A 15,878-nucleotide genomic window follows, 5' to 3' on the forward strand; every position below is an offset into this window, starting at 1 on the left:
TCGGCAGCGCGGTTGCGGCTATGTCGAGGACGGGCCGCCAAGATTCAGCGCGACGGCAACACGCGACTGTTGCCGTTGGGCGCCAGGCGGTCCAGCCAGTTGCCGAACACGCGTTCCGCCAGCCGCTGGGTGGGCGGGAGGAATTGCTGCGTGTCGTCGAGGATCTTTGCGGGGGTGTGGTCGAGGCCGGAGTCGCGCAGGTCGGCCAGGTAGCCCGGCGAATGCAGCCAGCGCCGGATCAGGCCCTCGTCCAGCTCGAGATGGAACTGGAAGCCCCAGGCGGTGTCCTGGTAGCTCATGGCCTGGCCCGGGCAGTCCTCGCTCTCGGCCAGGTGCTTCGCGCCGGCCGGGATGTCGAAGCCGTAGCCGTGCCACTGGAACACGGGGTGCTCGTCCTGCAACGGGTGCAGCACCGGGTCGGATTGCACCGCTGGCAAGCGCGGCTGCACCGGGTACCAGCCGATCTCGGGCCGTCGGGCCCGGGCGACGCGCGCGCCGAGCACGTGCGCCAGCAGCTGCGCGCCGAGGCAGATGCCGAGGATGGGGAGCTGCCGGGCCAGCGCCTCCTCGATCAGCGCGCACTCGGTGCGCAGGTGGGGATGCTTGTCGTCCTCACCCACGTTCATCGGCCCGCCCAGCACCACCAGCGCCTGGTAGCGGTCGAGCGCGGGCTGCGCATCGGGTTGGCGGTGGAAATTGACGTAGCGGATGCGGTGGCCGCGGGCGCGGATCATCGGGTCGAGCAGCCCGAGCGGCTCGGCGGCGACATGCTTGAGCACCATGATCCTGGCCATGGCGCGGATTCTACTCGGCCGAGTTGCCCACGGCGCGTGAGCCCTCGGTGCCGGTCAGGCGCCAGTCGTACTCGACCCCGATCTCGAGCCCGAAGAAACGCAGCGTCTCCCAGCGTGCCTGGCCCGGCGGCACGTTGACCCGGTGGGTGAACTCCTGGCGGTCGATGACGGTGCCGTCGTCCATGCGCGCGACCTTCTCCGAGTGCAGCGCGATCAGCGTCCAGTCGGGGTTGTTGTTACGCACCAGGTAGTCGGTGCTGCTGCCGCGCTCGCGGGTCTCGAGGATCTCGACCTGCGCCACGGGGATGGCGTCGCGCTGGGTGATCGGGCCGCGCTCGGTGTACCACGCCCACGCCAGCATGGCGGCCACGATCGCCGCCGCAGCGCCGAGCATGCCGATCCCCGCGCGGCGCGAAACGAAAAAGGCGCCGACGACGAGGGCGAGCAGGATAGCGATGATGACCGGCACGGCAGGCGTTCTCCTCAGCGTGGGTATGGAATGGGTTTCGCCATACTCTGCCCGATGGATGCCGCGCTTCCAAGGGCGAGGCCGCCCCGCCGCGGCGCGGTTCCCGTAGAATACGGGCTCTCAACGCCACGGAGCGGGGACCGTGACGAACCAGCCGGACAGCGACCAGCAGGTGGAGGAGACGCCGGGGCGCATCGCGCGCTTCCTGCGCGTGGTCGAATGGCTGGGGAATGCCCTGCCGCATCCGGTCACCCTGTTCGCGCTTTTCGCCGCCAGCGTGGTGCTGTTCAGCGGCCTGATGGGCTGGCTCGGCGTGGCGGTGCCGGACCCGCGGCCGGAGGGCGCGGCGGGCCGCGCCGCCGACGGCATGATCCGCGTCGTCAGCCTGATGAACGCCGACGGCCTGCGGCGCATCGTCCAGAACCTGGTCACCAACTTCACCAGCTTCGTGCCGCTCGGCACGGTGCTGGTGGCGATGCTCGGGGTCGGCGTCGCGGAACGTTCGGGCCTGCTCACCGCCGTGGTGCGGGCCATGGTGTTGCGCGCCAGTCCGGGCACGGTCACCGTGACCATCGTGTTCGCCGGCGTGATTTCCAACACCGCCTCGGAGATGGGCTACGTGGTGCTGGTGCCGCTGGCCGCGATGGTCTATTACTCGCTCGGCCGCCATCCGCTCGCCGGGCTGTCCGCCGCCTTCGCCGGCGTGTCGGGCGGCTACAGCGCCAACCTGCTGCTGGGGACCGTGGACCCGCTCCTGGCGGGCATCACGCAGGAGGCGGCGCGCCTGATCGAGCCGGGCTACCTGGTGGACGCCAGCGCGAACTGGTTCTTCATGATCGGCAGCACCTTCCTGGTGGTGACCGTCGTCAGCTGGATCAGCCTGAAGATCGTCGAGCCGGCGCTCGGGCCCTACGACCGCAGCCAGGCCCGGCTGGGCGACGACGACGCGCAACGCATGGAAGCGCTGACGGACGCGGAGCGCCGCGGCCTGCGCTACGCGGGCCTCGCGGCGCTGGGCATGATCGCGCTGATCGCCCTGCTGGTGGTGCCGGAGGGCGCGGTGCTGCGCAATCCGGAGACCGGCGCCATCAAGGGCTCGCCCTTCCTGCGCGGCATCGTGGCGCTGATCTTCGTGTTCTTCCTGGTGCCGGGCACGGTGTACGGCGCCGTGGTCGGCACCATGCGCAGCGATCGCGACGTCATCAACGCCATGGCCGGCGCCATGAGCACGCTGGGCCTTTACATGGTGCTGGTGTTCTTCGCCGCCCAGTTCGTCGCCTTCTTCTCCTGGACCAACCTGGGCGCGGTCACCGCCGTGACCGGCGCGGAGCTGCTGAAGTCCATCGGCCTGACCGGCCCGCTGGTGTTCGTGTTCTTCGTCCTGATGTGCGGTTTCGTCAACCTGATGCTCGGCTCGGCCTCGGCGCAGTGGGCGGTGACGGCGCCGATCTTCGTGCCCATGCTGATGCTGCTCGGCTACAGCCCGGAGATCATCCAGGCCGCGTACCGCATCGGCGACTCCACCACCAACATCATCACGCCGATGATGAGCTACTTCGGGCTGATCATGGCATTCGCCGCGCGCTACGTGCCGAAGGCCGGCATCGGCACGCTGATCTCCATGATGCTGCCCTATTCGGTCGCCCTGATCACGCTCTGGACCGCTTTCTTCTTCCTCTGGGTCTTCGGTCTCGGCCTGCCGGTCGGGCCCGCCACGCCGACTTACTTCACCCCCTGAGCGGCAGGAGCGCTTGACCCGGGTCAAGGCGCTCCGGTCCACGCTCGACTATAGGAAGTACAGGGCCGGAGGTTTCCCGGGCCGGCACGGGCGCGGGAGCGACCTCGGGCGTCACGGGGGATCCCGGCATGAGGCCACCGACGAAACCGGTCCCGCGGGAGGGACGGGCCAGGACCGGCACGCTGCGCGCGGCGACCGCGGCGGCGCTGGCAGTCTTCGCTTTCTGGCTGATCGTCTCCGCTTCGCTCGACCCCGCCGACCTCGCGGCCGGCGCGCTGCTCGCCGTCCTCCTGGGCTGGTGGTCGGCGCGCTTTCTCTGGGCCGGCGCCCCGCCGGTGATTGCGCCGGGCGTGCTGCTCGGGCTGCCCGGCCACCTGGTCCGGCTGGCGGGCGAAGTCGTGGTCGCCGCGCTGCACGTGGCGCGCCTGGTACTCGATCCCCGCCTGCGGGTGGCGCCGCGCCTGCTGCGCATCCGGACGGGGCTGCGCAGCCCCGCCGCCCGGATCACCTTCGCGCTCTCGCTGACGCTCACCCCGGGCACCCTGGCGATCGACCTCGAGGACGGCGTGTTCCTCGTGCATTGCCTCGACGAGGCCTCGGCCGAGCGGCTGCTCGACGGCGCGCTGGAACGGCGCATCGCGCGCGTGTTCGGCGAGGAGGCGGGGCCATGACGGCGTTCTTCTGGGGGCTGGCCACTTTCCTGCTGGTGAACGCTTTCGCCTGCCTGTGGCGGGCCTGGCGGGGGCCGACGGTGGTCGACCGCATCCTCGCCACCAACGTGGTGAACAGCAAGGCGCTGGTCGTGCTGGTGCTGCTCGGACTGGCCTTCGAGCGCAGCCTGCTGCTCGACGTGGCGCTGGTCTACGGCCTGCTGAACTTCGGCATCACCATCGCCGCGAGCCGCTTCCTCGAGACCGGCCGCATCCGCGGGAGCTGGCAGTCATGACGGCCGTGTGGCACGCGATCGTGGTGGCGCTGGCGCTGTTCGGCGCGGCCTTCTTCCTCGCCGGCACGCTCGGGCTGTTGCGCCTGCCGGACTTTTATACCCGTGCCCACGCCGTCTCCAAGTGCGACACCGTCGGCGCCGGCTCGATCCTGCTGGCGTTGGCGCTGTATGTCGCGCCGCAGCCGGAGGCGCTGAAGATCCTGTTGCTGCTGTTGCTCGTGCTGCTCTCCAGCCCGACCTCCTGCCACGCGCTGGCGCACGCCGCGCATCACACCGGGCTCGAGCCGCGCGAGCCGCGGGCAGGGGAGCCGTCATGAGCGCGCTGTTCGACCTGGTGATGCTGGCGCTGCTGCTCGGCATGGCGCTGGCGGTGGCGCGCACCCGCGACCTGCTCGCGGCGGCGATCCTGTTCTCGGGCTACAGCCTGGTGATGTGCCTGCTGTGGCTACACCGGGGCGCGCCCGACGTGGCGATGACCGAGGCGGCCGTGGGCGCCGGCGTCACCACCATCCTGTTCCTGCTCGCCATCGGCCGCACGGGGAGGCGGGAGCGATGAGGCGCCTGTTGACCGCACTGGCGCTGGCGATCGTGGGGGCCGTCATGCTGGCCGGCCTGGCGGGCCTGCCGCGGCCGGGCGATCCCGCGGCGCCCGTGCACACGCACGTGGCGGCCCACATCGTGGCTCATGGCGTCGAGGACACCGGTTCCCGCAACCTGGTGACGGCCGTGTTGCTGGCCTACCGGGCCTACGACACCTTCGGCGAGGTGGTGGTGATCTTCGCTGCGCTGGCCGCCGTCATGGTGGTGCTGGCGCCGGCCGCCGCCCCGCCGCCGGGAAAGACCGCGCCGCCCCCGTCGCCCGCTCCCGCGGTGGCGCCCAGCCCGGTGGTGGGCTTCGTCATCCGCCTGCTGGCGCCGTTCATCGCGGCCTTTGCGGCGCTGGTCCTCTGGCACGGCGAAGCCCTGCCGGGCGGCGGCTTCCAGGCCGGCGTCATCCTCGGGGCGTTGCTGGTGCTGTTGAGCGTGGTGATGGGCCGGGGGCTGGAGCAGCCGCTCGTCCCCGCGGCGGCCGCGCGCTGGCTGCAGGCGGCCGGGCCGCTCGCGTTCGCGGCGGCGATGCTGATCGGCCTCGCCGGCGCCGGGGCCGTGCTCGGGCTGCCGGCCGAGCCGGCCTGGGGCCGCCATGCCGTGCTGCTGCTGCTGGAGCTGGGCATCGGGCTGGGCGGCGCGGCCATCATCCTCGGTCTCTACCTGCAGATGCGGGGGCACTGACATGGACGGCGGCTGGCAGCATCTCGACTACTTCGCCTTCGTCGCGCTGTTCTGCATCGGCCTCTATGTCGTGCTGGCCAAGTCGAACCTGGTGAAGAAGCTGCTCGGGCTGAACATCATGGAAACCTCGGTGTTCGCCTTCATCGTGACTTCCGGCATGGTGGACGGCGGTACCGCGCCGGTGGTCGGGCCCGGCATCGACGCCCCCTTCGCCAGCCCGCTGCCCCATGCCCTGATCCTCACCGGCATCGTGGTCGCGGTCAGCATCACCGCGCTGGCGCTGGCGCTGATCGTCGAGATCAAGCGCCAGTGCGGCACCATCGAGGCGGACGAGCTCAAAGGGGCGGAGTGATGGAGCACCTGCTGCCCCTGGCGGCCGCGCTGCCCCTGGTCGCGGCGGCCCTGCTGCCGGCGGTGGCCTGGCGCCGCCCGGATGCGGCCTGGGGCTGGGCGGTGGCAGTGGGCGCCGGCCTGCTCGGGATCGTGGGCCTGCTGCTGCGCCGGCTGCTGCAGGATGGGCCGTTCTCCTACGCGGTCGGGGGCTGGGCGCCGCCCTGGGGCATCGAGCTGCGCTTCGATGCGCTGAGCGCCTTCAGCCTGGGCATCGCGCTGGTCGGCGTGGCGGTGCTGGTGTTCAGCGGCCGCTATGCGCAGGCCGCGGTGCCGCCGCAGCGCCGGGCCTGGTACTACAGCCTGTTGCTGGTGAACCTCGGCGGGCTGGTCGGCTTCGCCTGCGCCGCCGACCTGTTCAACCTGTTCGTCTGCATGGAGCTGGTCTCGGTCTCCAGCTATGCGCTGGTGGCGGCGGGCGGGGGCCGGATCGCAGCGCTGGCCGCCTTCAAGTACCTCGTCGCAGGCGCGGTGTCGTCGCTGCTGGTGCTGTTCGCCGTCGGCATCCTCCATGCCCTGACGGGCAGCCTGAACATGGCCGACGTCGCGCTGCGGCTGGCGGACGTGGAGGCGCGCGGGCCGGTGCTGCTGGCGCTCGGCGCGCTGACGGCGGGCTTCATGGTCAAGGCGGCGCTGTTCCCGCTGCACCTGTGGCTGCCGGACGCCCACGCCAGCGCGCCCAGCCCGGTCAGCGCCGTGCTCTCCGCGCTGGTGGTGAAGCTGGGGGTGCTCGGCCTGGCGCGCGTGCTGCCGCTGTTCGCCGGGCTCGACTGGCTGGTGCTGGCGCCGCTGCACGAGGGCCTGGCCTGGCTGGGCGCCATCGCCATCGTCGCGGGCGCGCTGGCGGCGCTGCTGCAGGAAGACCTGAAGCTGATGCTGGCCTACTCCACGGTTTCCAACATCGGCTACATCGTGCTCGGCCTCGGCCTGGCGACGCCGCTGGCGATGACGGGCGGCCTGGTGCACGTGTTCTACCACGCGCTGATCAAGGCCACGCTGTTTCTCGCCGCCGGCGCCATCATCCACCAGGCCGGCTTCCGCACGCTGCGGGACCTGCGGGGCGTCGGCCGGGCCATGCCGTGGACCGGCGTCGCGCTGTCGCTGGGCGTGCTGGCCATCGTCGGCCTGCCGCCGACCGCCGGCTTCCTGGGCAAGTGGTACCTCCTGCTGGGCGCGCTCGAGGCGGGCCGGCCCGGCTTCGCCGTGGCGCTGCTGGCCGGCGCCCTGCTGATCTTCGTCTATTACCTGCGCATCCTGAACGCCTTCTACTTCCGCGCCCCGCTGCGGGAACAGATCCTGGCGGTCCGCGAGGCGCCGTTGTCCATGCTGCTGCCGGTCATGGCGCTGGCGCTGCTGTGCCTGCTCGGCGGCCTGTTCGGCAGCGGTCCGGTCGCGCTCGCGGCGCTGGCCGCCGCGCGCCTGGCAGGCGGAGGCTGAGCGATGGAAGTCCTCGACATCCGGGTCGTGCTGGCGCCGGGCATCTCGCTGCTCTGCGCCCTGCTGGTGTTCGTGCTGGGGCGTCATGACGGCTGGCGCGCCACCTTCACCCTGGGCGCGGCGCTGATCAAGCTGGTCCTCATCCTGACGCTGCTGCCGGGCAGCCTCGAGGGCGTGGTGTACGTCTACCGCGCCTTCGACTTTCCGCCCGGCATCGGCATCGCCTTCCGGGTGGACGGGCTGGGCATGTTCTTCGCCCTGGTGTCGTCCACGCTGTGGGTGCTGACGACCATCTACGCCATCGGCTACATGCGCGACCAGCACGACCGCGTGCGCTTCTTCGGCTTCTTCGCGCTGTGCGTGTCGACTACGGTGGGCATCGCCTTCGCCGCCAACCTGCTCACCCTGCTGCTGTTCTACGAGCTGCTCACTATCTGCACCTACCCGCTGGTGATCCACGACGAGACCCCGGCGGCGCTGAAGGCCGGGCGCAAGTACCTGGCCTACACGCTGGCCGGCGGCGCCCTGATCCTGCTCGGCACGGTGCTGGTCCAGCACCTCGCCGGCAGCCTGGCTTTCGGGACCGGCGGGCTGCTCGCCGGCGCCGCGGGCCAGCCGCTGCTGCCGCTGGCCTTCGTGGCGCTGGTCGCCGGCTTCGGCGTCAAGGCCTGCCTGATGCCGCTGCACGGCTGGCTGCCCACCGCGATGGTGGCGCCCACGCCGGTGAGCGCGCTGCTGCACGCGGTGGCGGTGGTGAAGGCGGGCGTCTTCGGCCTGCTGCGCGTGATCTACGATGTCTTCGGCGTCGAGCTGCTGGCCGGGCTCGGCTACACCAGCTGGCTGGCGGCGCTGGCCGCCTTCACCATCCTGGCCGCCTCCTTCGCCGCGCTCGCCCAGGTGAACTTCAAGCGGCGGCTCGCCTGGTCGACCATCAGCCAGCTGTCCTACATCGTGCTCGGCGCCGCGCTGCTGACGCCCTTCGCCGCCCTGGCGGCGATCGTGCACATCGCCAACCAGGCCTTCGCCAAGATCACCATGTTTTTCGTCGCCGGCGCCGTCGAGCGCACCACCGGCCGCACCGAGTTGCGCGAACTCACCGGGCTGGGCCACGTCATGCCCTGGACCATGACCGCCTTCACCATCGCCGCGCTGAGTTTCGTCGGCGTGCCGCTGTTCGCCGGCTTCGTCACCAAGTGGTACCTGTCGCTCGGCGGGCTGCAGGCGGGCGCCTGGTGGGTGGTGCTGCTGATGCTCGCCAGCGCGCTGCTGAATGCGGCCTACTGGCTGCCGGTGGTCTACCGGGCCTGGTTCCAGCCGCCGCGCGGGCTGGAGCCGGGCGTCCGGGAGGCGCCCCTGCTGTTGCTCGCGCCGGCGCTGGTCAGCGCCGCCTACGTGCTGCTGCTCGGCGTCAGCACGCGCGTGCCCGGGATGCCGTTCTCGCTGGCCGAGGCCGCCGTCCGCTTCGTCTCCGGCATCGGGGCCGCGCCATGACCGGCCGCGCCGACCTGCTGCCGCTGCTGGCCGTGGCCCTGCCGCTGCTCGGCGCAGTCCTGGCCTGGCCGGCCCGGCGGCTCGGCCGCAACGGACGCTTCGTGTGCCTGCTCACGCTTGCCGGGCTGGCGACGGCCGTCGCGCTGGCGCTGGTGGCCGTCGTGCTCGCCGGCGCAGAGCCCGGCCTGGCCGTGCTGCGCTTTACTCCGCAGGCGACGCTGTACCTCAGGGTGGACGCCCTCGGCGCGCTGTACGGCGCGACCGTCTCGCTGCTGTTTTTCCTGGCGCTCTGCTATTCGTGGGGCTACCTCCGGGGCGATCCGCACGAAAGCCGCTACCTCGCGTTCTTCATGGCCGCCCACGGCTGGCTGCTGGGCGTGGCCTACGCGGGGAATCTCCTCACGCTGCTGGTCTTCTACGAGCTGTTCTCGATCCTCGCCTATCCGCTGGTGGTGCACGAGGAGACGCCTGCCGCGCTGCGCGCCGGCACCAAGTACATCGTCTACATCCTGCTCGGCGGCACGCTGGTCCTGCTGGGCGTGATCCTGTGCTTCTACCTGGCCGGCGACCGGCCGTTCGCGCCGGGCGGGATGCTGGCGCCGGACGCCGATCCCGCGCTGCTGCGGGCGGCATTCTGGTGCCTGGTGGCGGGCTTCGGCGTGAAGGCGGCGGTGATGCCGCTGCACGGCTGGGTGCCCGACGTGCACCCGGCGGCACCGGCGCCGTTCTCCGCGCTCCTGTCGGGCGTGATGGTGGCGGCCGGCGGCTTTGCCATCATGCGGGTCGTGTTCGAGGTCTTCGGCGCCGGGCTGGCGGCGACGCTGGGCGTGCTGCCGTGGCTGCAGGGGCTGGCCGCCGTCACCGCGCTGCTGGCGGCGGTCCTCGCGGTGGCGGAGGACGAGCTGAAGCGGCGGCTGGCCTGGTCGACCATCAGCCAGATGGCCTACGTGCTGCTCGCCGTCGCGCTGCTGGCGCCGGAGGCCGTCGCCGGCGCCATGGCGCACATCACGCATCACGCCTTCCTCAAGGGCGGGCTGTTCTTCTGCGCCGGGCTCCTGGCCACCGGCGCCGGCGTCCGCCATGTCTCCGCCCTGCGTGGGATGGGCCGGCGCATGCCGCTGACCATGGCTGCTTTCACCATCGCCGCGCTGGGCATCGTCGGGGTGCCGCCGCTCTCCGGCTTTATCGGCAAGTGGGTGATGGGCGTCGGCCTGGCCGAGGCGGGCCATCCGCTGTACCTGCTGGTGCTGCTGGGCGGCGCACTGCTGGCGGCGATGTACCTGCTGCCGCCGGTCTGGCTGGCGTACTTCAGCCCGGCGCCGGACGCGCCGCCGCCGCGCGGGCGCGAGGGCCCGCCGGCCATGCTCCTCGCGCTCGCGGCGGCCACCGCGCTCAGCATCCTGCTCGGCCTGGCCGCGGCCTGGCCGGGGATGCCGCTGTCGCTGGCGCGACGGGCCGTGGCCGCCTTCTTCGGGGGTGGCTGAGCATGGGCATCGACATCGTGCTGCGCGAGCTGCCGCTGCTGCTGGTCTTCGGGCCGATGGCCGCGGCTGCCGTCGTGCCCTGGCTGCAACGCCGCGGGCCCGGCCTGCGCGACGCCTGGGTGCTGGGAGTGACGGCCGCGACCCTGGCGGGCGTGGTGGCGCTGCTGCTGCAGGACGGCGACGTGCCCGCTGCCGGCGTGCCGGTCCTGCTGGGGCGGCTGAGTTTCGCCGCCGACGCCTTCGGGCTGCTGTTCGCGCTATTCAGCGCCTTCGTGTGGTTCTGCGCCACGCTGTTCGCGCTGTCCTACCTCCGTGGCGACGGCCGGGCCGGGCGCTTCCATGCCGCCAGCCTGGTGACCCTGGGGGCGCAGCTCGGCGTGGCGCTGGCCGCCGACCTCGTGACGCTCTATGTCTGCTTCGAAACCCTCGGCCTGGTGGCGCTGCTGCTGGTGGTCCACCGGGGCACGGCGGAAGCGCGCCGCGCGGCGACCCAGTACTTCTGGCTCACCGTGCTCGGCGGGATCCTGCTGCTCGCGGGCATCATGCTGGTCGCGGCGCTCGGCGGCGGCGAACTGCAGCCGGGCCGTCTCGCCGGGGGAGGCGCCACGGCGGCCACGGCGGCGGCGCTGATGGTGCTCGGCTTCGGCGTGAAGGCGGGCATGGTGCCGCTGCACCTGTGGCTGCCGAACGCGCATCCGGTCGCGCCGCCGCCGGCCAGCGCGCTGCTCTCGGGCGTGATGATCAAGGCCGGCGCCTGCGGCATTTTCCGCACGCTTTACCTGGTCTTCTGGCCTGCGCCGCAGGCCGGCGGTATCGGGCCGGCTTTCACCGCGCAGCTCGGCCTGGTCGTGCTCTGGCTCGGGATCCTCACCATGGCGGTGGGCGTGGTCATGGCGCTGGGCCAGCGGGACGCCAAGCGGATGCTCGCCTATCACAGCATCAGCCAGATGGGCTTCATCCTGGCGGGCCTGGGCGCCGGCGCCTTCCTCGGCGCCGAGGGCGCAAGCGGCGCCGCGGGCGGCCTGATGCACGCGCTCAACCATGCCCTGTTCAAGAGCTGCCTGTTCCTCGGCATCGGCGCGGTGGCGTGGCGCGCCGGCACGGGCGACATGTACGCCCTGGGCGGCCTGTGGCGTCGCATGCCCGTGACGTTCGTGCTGATGCTGGTCGCGGCTGCCGGGATTTCGGGCGTGCCGCTGTTCAACGGCTTTATCAGCAAGTGCCTGGTGCACCATGCGCTCACCGCGGCCGAGGTCGCCAGCGGACTGCGCTCGCTGCGGGTGGCCGAGTTCGTCTACGTGCTGGTCTGCGCCGGCACCGCGGCCTCCTTCATCAAGCTGGTCGGGCTGGTGTTCCTGGGCCGGGCGCGCGGCGAGGCTTCGGCGCGGGCGCGCGAGGCGCCGGCGCCGATGCTGCTGGCCATGGCGCTGCTGTGCCTGCCGATCGTCTGGCTCGGGCTGGACCCGGCCCCGGTGCTGGGCGGGCTGCTGGCGCCGGGGCTGGCCGGGGCCGGGCTGGCCGTGGCGGGCCTGCACGAGCACGTGCACCACGGCTTCCTGGTCGCCGGCGACACCATGCTGGCGCTGGCGATGGTCGCGCTCGGCGCGGTGATCTGCCTGCTCGGCCTGCGGCTGGGCTGGTTCCACTGGCAGCCGCCGCGCTGGCTGGGGCTGGGCTGGTGGCTGCAGCGCGCCGGCCTCGGCGTGCTGGCCGGAGCGCCCGGCGAGCCCGGCCTGGCAAGCGGGCTGGTCCGGTTCGCCAGGCTCTATGCCCGCTTCGCGCAACGCCTGGCCTGGCTCGGGCGCCGCGCCGGGCGGCGCTGCATGGGCGCCTTGCGGGGTTTCGACCTGGCCCGGCGCGGGCTGGCGCAAGGCTGGCTGGCGGGCCCGCCCGGTTCCCCCGGGCAGGCCTTCCTCGAGGCGGCCTGGCTCGACCTGGAACAGGAGCGGCAGCGCACGCTGCGGGCCGCCTGGCAGGCCATCGCGGCAGACTGCGACACCCGCGGCGCCGCGCTGGCGCCCCACGAGCGGGAAGCCCAGCTCGCGGCCGGCCGGGCGGTGGCCGGCGCCATGGCCACCGCGTTGTTCGAGCATCGGCTGGCGGCGCTGACGGCGGCCGCCCGCACGGAAGCGCCCGGGCGGCTGCGCGCGCGCTACCAGGAACTCCATCGGATGCTCGCAGCCTCGCGCCAGGCCGTGGCCGCCGCGGCGCCGGACCTGGCGGCCACGCGGCGACGCGGCGACAACCTGTTCCGACCCTTGCACGCAGCGTTGGACCCGCTGCTCCGGCGTGAGGCCGCAGTGCTCGGGGACGAAGCCGCGCACCCGGCTCCCGCCGTGGCGGCACCGGCGGGCGGCATCCGGGGCTGGCTGCTCGCAGTGCTGCGACTCGGTGTCGCGGAACTCCGCCAGCACCAGGCGGCCTGGCCGCGGGCCGAAGGGCTCGATACCGACCCCGCCGTGCTCCTGGGGCGCTGGCAGCTGCAGCGCTACGCGCGCGACATGGGACTGAACGTCGGCCTCGCCGTGGTGTTGATGGCGGCGCTGGTCATCGCCCTCTGGCTGGCAGGTGCGGCGTGAGCCGGTTTCGGAAAATCCCAACGCGGGCGGCCGGCGCGCAGGTCATCATGGATACCCAAATGCCTGCGGGGCGCCAAGCCCGTGGGCCGGCCGATGCCAGGGAGGGGGCACCGCCATGAGCCACGCCTACCGGGAGGACCTGTCCTGGATCCATGACCTGGGATTCGGGGACCTGGCGCGCAGCGCGGCCGAGCAGCTCCTGCGCGAGTTCGCCGCCGCGGGCGTGGACGGCGGGCTGGTGGTCGACCTCGGGTGCGGCAGCGGTATTTTCGCCGAGCTGCTGTCGAACAGCGGCTACGACGTGCTCGGCATCGACCTGTCGCCGGTGATGATCGAGATGGCCCGGCGGCGGGTGCCCGAGGCGGAGTTCCGCTGCGAGTCGCTGCTGACGGCCGCGCTGCCGTCATGCATCGCGGTCGCAGCGGTCGGCGAGGTCTTCAATTACCGCTTCGACGAGAGCAATTCCCGCGCCGCGCGCCAGGCGCTTTACCGGCGCATCCGCGCTGCGCTGCACCCCGGGGGCGTGCTGTTGTTCGACGCCGCCGGCCCCGGCCGCGTGGCGGGCGACGGGCGCCTGCAGGCCTCGGTGGACGGCGGCGCCTGGGCGCTCCTGATGCACGCCGAGGAGGATGAAGCCGCCCGCCGGCTCACCCGCTGCATCACCAGTTTCCGCCGGACCGGCGAGCTCTATCGCCGCGACGACGAATGCCACGAGCTGGACCTGCTGCCGCCCGAGGAGGTGCTGGCGGACCTCGCGGCGGCCGGTCTCGAGGCCGAGCGGCTCGAGGCCTACCAGGATTTCGAGCTGCCGGCGGGGCTGCACGGCTTCCTCGCCCGCCGCCCGCTGGACTGAACGGAGCAACCCGCCACAGGAGCCGCGATGAACCCGAACCCAGCGCTTGCCAGCCAAGCCGCCCCGTCCGCGGGATGGCGGGCTTGGCTGCGGCGGCTGGTGTTGTTCACGCTCCTGTGGTGGGTGCTGAGCGGCGGCGATGCCTCGGGCTGGATGGTCGGCGCGCCCTTCGTAGTGCTGGCAAGCTGGCTGAGCCTGGAACTCTGGACGAGTTACCGGCTGTCGCTGGTGGGCGTGCTGCGCTTCCTGCCGTGGTTTGCCGTGCAGTCTGTGGCCGGCGCCACCGACGTCGCCCGGCGCGCCTTCGATCCGCGCCTGCCGCTGCGCCCGGGACTGGTGCGGCATCGACTGCGGCTGCCATCCGGCGTCTGCCGGGTCTCGCTGGCCAATATCGTGACCATGCTGCCGGGTACTCTCAGCGCGGACCTCGTGGACGACGAACTGGTCATCCATACCCTCGACATCGGCCGGGACCTGCACGCCATGGTGGAGGACCTCGAGCCCCGCATCGCGGGCGTGTTCGGCCTGCGCTTCGATGACTTGCCGCAGCCGGAGGCGCCGCGATGAACCTGCTCCTGCTCGGCATTGCCGCCTTCCTGCTGCTCAACCTGGCGGCGGGGCTGTGGCGCGTGATGCGCGGCCCCACGGCGGCGGACCGGATGCTGGCGGCGCAGTTGTTCGGCACCACCGCCGTGGCGGTGCTGCTGCTGTTGGCAGAAGGCATGGCGCAGCCGGCGCTGCGCGACGTGGCACTGGTGTTCGGGCTGCTGGCTGCGGTGGCCGCGGTGGCGTTCGTGCAGCGCGTCTGGAGCCGGGGAGGGGGCCATGACGGGCATTGAGCTGCTCAGCACGTTCTTCCTGCTCGCCGGCGCGGGTTTCTTCTTCGCCGGCACCGTCGGCCTGTTGCGTTTTCCCGATGTCTTCAGCCGCCTGCACGCCCTGACCAAGGGCGATAACGTCGGCCTCGGCCTGACGGTGCTCGGGCTGGCGCTGCGGGCCGACTCGCCCGCAGTGATCGGCAAGTTGCTGCTGATCTGGCTGCTGGTCCTGCTGGCCGGCGCGACCGCCTCGCATCTCATCGCCCGCTCGAGCCTGCGGCGGGGCATCGAGCCCTGGAGGGCGCCGTGAACCCCGGGCTGCTGTTCGACGCCGTGCTGGTCACGGTGCTGCTGTGGGTCGCCTGGGCGGCGCTCGCCAGCCGCGACCTGTTCCGCGGCATCGTGTTGTTCATCGCCTTCGGGCTGGTGTTGTCCATGGGCTGGGTGCGGCTGGGGGCGCCGGACGTCGCGCTCGCGGAGGCGGCGATCGGGGCCGGCATCGCCGGGGCGCTGCTGCTGGCAACCTGGGCGCGCCTGCCGGGCAAGACCGAGGAACGGCCGGGGGACGACCTCGAGGGTCAGGAGCGGGATCATGAGCAGCGCTAGCCGGCCGCCCGGCGAGCCGGGGCTGCTGCTGCGCGCGGTGCTCGCGCTGCTGCTGCTGGCCGCGGCAGCCGGGGTGGCGCTTGCCCTGGTGGCGGGACAGGTTGCGCCCGGCCTCAGCGGCGCGGTGGCCGCAGCCCTGCCGGACAGCGGCGCCAGCAATCCTGTGACTGCGGTACTGCTGAACTTCCGCGGCTACGACACGCTGCTGGAGATGGCGGTCCTCACCGCGGCCGTGGTCGGCGTGTGGTCACTCGGCCCGGCGCCACGCATTCGCGAGACCGAGCCCAGCCCGGTGCTGCTGGGCATGAACAGCGTGCTGATTCCCCTGGCGCCGCTCATCTGCGCCTACCTGCTGTGGGCCGGCAGCAGCCGCCCGGGCGGGGCATTCCAGGCCGGCGCCGTGCTGGCGGCCGCCGGCGTGCTGTTCATCATCTCCGGCCGCCGGCCGGCCGTGCACCTGCCGGCTGCGCCGATGAGCTGGGGCATCGTGGCGGGCCTGGGCGTGTTCCTGGCGGTCGCCCTCGCGGTGATGCCCGGCGGGCGGGAGCTGCTGGAGTATCCCCGGGGTCTCGCCGGCGCGCTGATCCTGCTCGTCGAGACGGCCGCGACCGTGAGCATCGCGCTGATCCTGGCGGGCCTGTTCATCGGCGGCCGGCCCGAGGACGAGCCGTGAGCAGCGCGCTGCTCTACGCCGGCGCCGGTATGGGCCTGCTCCTGGTAGGCGTCTGGGCGCTGGTGCTGCGCGCGCACCTGCTGCGCAAGGTGCTCGCCATCAATGTCATGGGCAGCGGCGCCTTCCTGCTGCTGGTCGGCGCCGGCGCCATGGGCGGCGGTCCGGTCGACCCGGTGCCGCAAGCCATGGTCATCACCGGCATCGTGGTCTCGATCTCCGCGACGGCGCTGGCGCTGGCGCTGGTGCTCCGGATCGCGTACGCCACGGGCAAGGCCGCGCTGCCGGAAGACCGCGAGCGCGACCTCATGGACAGGGAAGGGAGATAGCC

The 15,878-nt window shown here is 72.5% G+C and carries 18 protein-coding genes and 1 pseudogene; 17 read left to right on the plus strand and 2 right to left on the minus strand.

Annotated elements, in window-relative coordinates; translation table 11 throughout:
- Positions 1 to 44: 44 nt before the first annotated feature.
- Both G6N75_RS04085 and G6N75_RS04090 read right to left on the minus strand, forming a co-directional pair.
- Positions 45 to 794, minus strand: a complete 750-nt coding sequence (locus G6N75_RS04085; protein ID WP_165346853.1) for a gamma-glutamyl-gamma-aminobutyrate hydrolase family protein — start codon at positions 792 to 794, stop codon at positions 45 to 47.
- Between the two features lie 10 nt (positions 795 to 804).
- A complete protein-coding gene (locus G6N75_RS04090) occupies positions 805 to 1,263 on the minus strand; it encodes a hypothetical protein (protein WP_165346855.1) in 459 nt (152 codons plus the stop codon).
- Positions 1,264 to 1,405: 142 nt separating this feature from the next.
- On the opposite strand from G6N75_RS04090, the gene G6N75_RS04095 reads away from it, so the two are divergent.
- The 17 genes and pseudogenes from G6N75_RS04095 (at position 1,406) to G6N75_RS04180 (ending at position 15,876) form a co-directional block, all read left to right on the plus strand.
- The gene (locus G6N75_RS04095; protein ID WP_165346857.1) at positions 1,406 to 3,001 is read left to right on the plus strand and encodes an AbgT family transporter; all 1,596 of its coding nucleotides are present in this window, start codon (positions 1,406 to 1,408) and stop codon (positions 2,999 to 3,001) included.
- A gap of 128 nt (positions 3,002 to 3,129) precedes the next feature.
- Positions 3,130 to 3,672 (plus strand): Na+/H+ antiporter subunit E, encoded by a 543-nt coding sequence (locus tag G6N75_RS04100; RefSeq protein ID WP_165346859.1) that lies wholly within the window; start codon positions 3,130 to 3,132, stop codon positions 3,670 to 3,672.
- Entirely contained in the window at positions 3,669 to 3,947 is a 279-nt protein-coding gene (locus tag G6N75_RS04105; protein WP_165346860.1) for a monovalent cation/H+ antiporter complex subunit F, read from the plus strand. The genes G6N75_RS04100 and G6N75_RS04105 overlap by 4 nt, the downstream gene beginning before the upstream one ends.
- Positions 3,944 to 4,264: a monovalent cation/H(+) antiporter subunit G gene (gene mnhG, locus G6N75_RS04110; RefSeq protein WP_165346861.1), complete on the plus strand. Its 321-nt coding sequence runs from the start codon at positions 3,944 to 3,946 to the stop codon at positions 4,262 to 4,264. The genes G6N75_RS04105 and mnhG (G6N75_RS04110) overlap by 4 nt, the downstream gene beginning before the upstream one ends.
- Entirely contained in the window at positions 4,261 to 4,503 is a 243-nt protein-coding gene (locus tag G6N75_RS04115) for a hydrogenase subunit MbhD domain-containing protein (RefSeq protein WP_165346862.1), read from the plus strand. The genes mnhG (G6N75_RS04110) and G6N75_RS04115 overlap by 4 nt, the downstream gene beginning before the upstream one ends.
- Positions 4,500 to 5,219, plus strand: coding sequence for a hydrogen gas-evolving membrane-bound hydrogenase subunit E (mbhE, locus tag G6N75_RS04120; protein ID WP_165346864.1), 720 nt, complete (start codon positions 4,500 to 4,502; stop codon positions 5,217 to 5,219). Before G6N75_RS04115 ends, mbhE (G6N75_RS04120) begins: the two co-directional genes overlap by 4 nt.
- 1 nt (position 5,220) lies before the next feature.
- Positions 5,221 to 5,571, plus strand: a complete 351-nt coding sequence (locus G6N75_RS04125) for a cation:proton antiporter subunit C (RefSeq protein ID WP_165346866.1) — start codon at positions 5,221 to 5,223, stop codon at positions 5,569 to 5,571.
- Positions 5,571 to 7,046: a proton-conducting transporter membrane subunit gene (locus G6N75_RS04130; RefSeq protein WP_165346868.1), complete on the plus strand. Its 1,476-nt coding sequence runs from the start codon at positions 5,571 to 5,573 to the stop codon at positions 7,044 to 7,046. Before G6N75_RS04125 ends, G6N75_RS04130 begins: the two co-directional genes overlap by 1 nt.
- A 3-nt stretch (positions 7,047 to 7,049) precedes the next feature.
- Positions 7,050 to 8,537 carry a proton-conducting transporter membrane subunit gene (locus tag G6N75_RS04135; RefSeq protein ID WP_165346870.1) on the plus strand — a complete coding sequence of 496 codons (1,488 nt, stop codon included), beginning with the start codon at positions 7,050 to 7,052 and terminating at the stop codon, positions 8,535 to 8,537.
- Entirely contained in the window at positions 8,534 to 10,021 is a 1,488-nt protein-coding gene (locus tag G6N75_RS04140; RefSeq protein WP_165346872.1) for a proton-conducting transporter membrane subunit, read from the plus strand. The genes G6N75_RS04135 and G6N75_RS04140 overlap by 4 nt, the downstream gene beginning before the upstream one ends.
- 2 nt (positions 10,022 to 10,023) lie before the next feature.
- On the plus strand, positions 10,024 to 12,600 hold the full coding sequence (locus G6N75_RS04145) for a complex I subunit 5 family protein (protein WP_165346874.1): 2,577 nt from the start codon (positions 10,024 to 10,026) through the stop codon (positions 12,598 to 12,600).
- Between the two features lie 115 nt (positions 12,601 to 12,715).
- Positions 12,716 to 13,453: a class I SAM-dependent methyltransferase gene (locus G6N75_RS04150; RefSeq protein ID WP_165346876.1), complete on the plus strand. Its 738-nt coding sequence runs from the start codon at positions 12,716 to 12,718 to the stop codon at positions 13,451 to 13,453.
- Between the two features lie 27 nt (positions 13,454 to 13,480).
- On the plus strand, positions 13,481 to 14,020 hold the full coding sequence (locus G6N75_RS04155; protein WP_165346878.1) for a Na+/H+ antiporter subunit E: 540 nt from the start codon (positions 13,481 to 13,483) through the stop codon (positions 14,018 to 14,020).
- Positions 14,017 to 14,292 carry a monovalent cation/H+ antiporter complex subunit F gene (locus G6N75_RS04160; RefSeq protein ID WP_165346880.1) on the plus strand — a complete coding sequence of 92 codons (276 nt, stop codon included), beginning with the start codon at positions 14,017 to 14,019 and terminating at the stop codon, positions 14,290 to 14,292. The genes G6N75_RS04155 and G6N75_RS04160 overlap by 4 nt, the downstream gene beginning before the upstream one ends.
- A complete protein-coding gene (gene mnhG, locus G6N75_RS04165; protein ID WP_165346882.1) occupies positions 14,279 to 14,581 on the plus strand; it encodes a monovalent cation/H(+) antiporter subunit G in 303 nt (100 codons plus the stop codon). Before G6N75_RS04160 ends, mnhG (G6N75_RS04165) begins: the two co-directional genes overlap by 14 nt.
- A pseudogene (mbhE, locus tag G6N75_RS04175) lies at positions 14,578 to 15,550 on the plus strand (hydrogen gas-evolving membrane-bound hydrogenase subunit E). The gene mnhG (G6N75_RS04165) and the pseudogene mbhE (G6N75_RS04175) overlap by 4 nt, the downstream one beginning before the upstream one ends.
- Positions 15,547 to 15,876 (plus strand): NADH-quinone oxidoreductase subunit K, encoded by a 330-nt coding sequence (locus tag G6N75_RS04180; protein WP_346765486.1) that lies wholly within the window; start codon positions 15,547 to 15,549, stop codon positions 15,874 to 15,876. Before mbhE (G6N75_RS04175) ends, G6N75_RS04180 begins: the two are co-directional and overlap by 4 nt.
- The last annotated feature ends 2 nt before the right edge of the window (positions 15,877 to 15,878 follow it).

The sequence above is a fragment of the Thioalkalivibrio sp. XN8 genome, assembly GCF_011058255.1.
In the GTDB taxonomy this organism is placed as follows: domain Bacteria; phylum Pseudomonadota; class Gammaproteobacteria; order Steroidobacterales; family XN24; genus XN24.